3 protein-coding genes are annotated in these 1,400 nt (G+C 48.4%); all 3 read right to left on the reverse strand.

The window, feature by feature from the left end; all coding sequences use genetic code 11:
- On the reverse strand, positions 1-260 hold a 260-nt coding region (locus ABYW01_RS21255), incomplete at its 3' end, for a PilW family protein (RefSeq protein ID WP_372836595.1).
- 20 nt (positions 261-280) lie between these two features.
- On the reverse strand, positions 281-847 hold the full coding sequence (pilV, locus tag ABYW01_RS21260; protein WP_372836597.1) for a type IV pilus modification protein PilV: 567 nt from the start codon (positions 845-847) through the stop codon (positions 281-283).
- Positions 819-1,400: GspH/FimT family pseudopilin (locus ABYW01_RS21265; RefSeq protein ID WP_372836599.1), on the reverse strand; the 582-nt coding region annotated here is incomplete at its 5' end. The genes pilV and ABYW01_RS21265, both read right to left, overlap by 29 nt.

Genomic DNA, 1,400 nt, shown 5'->3' on the forward strand with positions numbered 1-1,400 from the left:
GTATCCCCATTTGCAGTATCACGCAGTGTATTCGCAATAGAGAGGTATTTGGTACAGCCGATATATCCCGCCATACGCAAATCCCGGCTAATGAAATTCATAGCAAAACGGGCATTTTCCTGAACTTTGGCCAACTCGTTTTGCATGCTATAAGTGACACGACTACCCACAAACATCTGGACGGTAGCAGCCACCAGCAACAAACCAATCACTAGAGCGATCATCAGCTCTATCAGAGACAGACCTTTCTGATATTTCATATGAATTCCATGGCGCTTGATCATATTTCCACACTCAACGCGATAACCTGAATATCCTTGCTGCTATCTTTAGCTTCTTCCTTGTTTTTATACCGGGAGTCATTCCACCAAACATATACAACCACCGGTTTGCTTTGATCATTACTATTTGTACAAAACTCAGCCAGATCGCTGACTGATCCTTTTTTATCGCTATCTTTGTCAGCAAGTGCCCGCGTAATACAGCCGCCCCCGCTGGCTTCTTGCTGTAGACGGTATTTCCAATTATTCAGGTCGTAGGTCGCCAGCTCTGCTGCTGTACAGACAGCGCTTTCACAGGACGTATCAATCTTGTTGATCAGATCATCGGACGCCGCTTCGAAATAATCGCCGTTCAACACACCCGTTTTATTTGCCCGCATCCGCCCGACAATGTCTTGAGTAGCAACCAAAACTTGGCTACGTATATAAGCATTCTGGTTCTGTTTAAGCCCCGTCACCTGAAGGCTGGCCATTCCCAACAGGCCCAGCGAGATCACCAGCAGTGCCACCAGCACCTCAATCAGGGTGTAACCGCGCTCAGCTTCCACTACCGCATACCGCATCATTCGCTTCTCCATCCCAGGCCCGGGCACGGCCAACCGCGTTCAGCTGCACGTATCGCACATCTGTTGCATTATCACCATCATCCACGACAAAACAGACGTTACTTGCCGAACTTAGTTCACCATCTCTCGTAAAGACTACGGTAGTCTGATCGGCAGGCAGAGTCAGTGATACGTTGGCATCAGACCCGGATTCCTGACGAATCGAATCACCATCTTCATCTTTCGACAGCCACTGGGTAACACGCCCACCGGAAGCGGAAACGGTAAAGGTCACAGTGACATCTCCACCCCGACGAATTGCTTCAGACCTCGCTTGTGCCAAACTGGCCACCAACCGGTTTTGAATCGTGTCCATTCGTCCAGTCTGTACAAACAAACCAAAATTCGGTACCGCAACGGTCATCAATATTGCGAGGATCGCCAACGTGATCATTAACTCGACCAGCGTAAATCCCCTGCCTTTTACCTTTTTAAAAACCACTCTGCCTTCCATATTCAGGGATAATCGCTCCATCAGGCTCTTCTGATTCATTTGTAATGCCACGTATGCTAA

The organism is Pontibacterium sp. (genome assembly GCF_041587635.1).
Classification (GTDB): domain Bacteria; phylum Pseudomonadota; class Gammaproteobacteria; order Pseudomonadales; family Balneatricaceae; genus Pontibacterium.

Coding starts and splice junctions, on each gene's coding strand:
- pilV (WP_372836597.1), bottom strand. CDS start 847: ATGATGCGGTATGCGGTAGTGGAAGCTGAGCGCGGTTACACCCTGATT.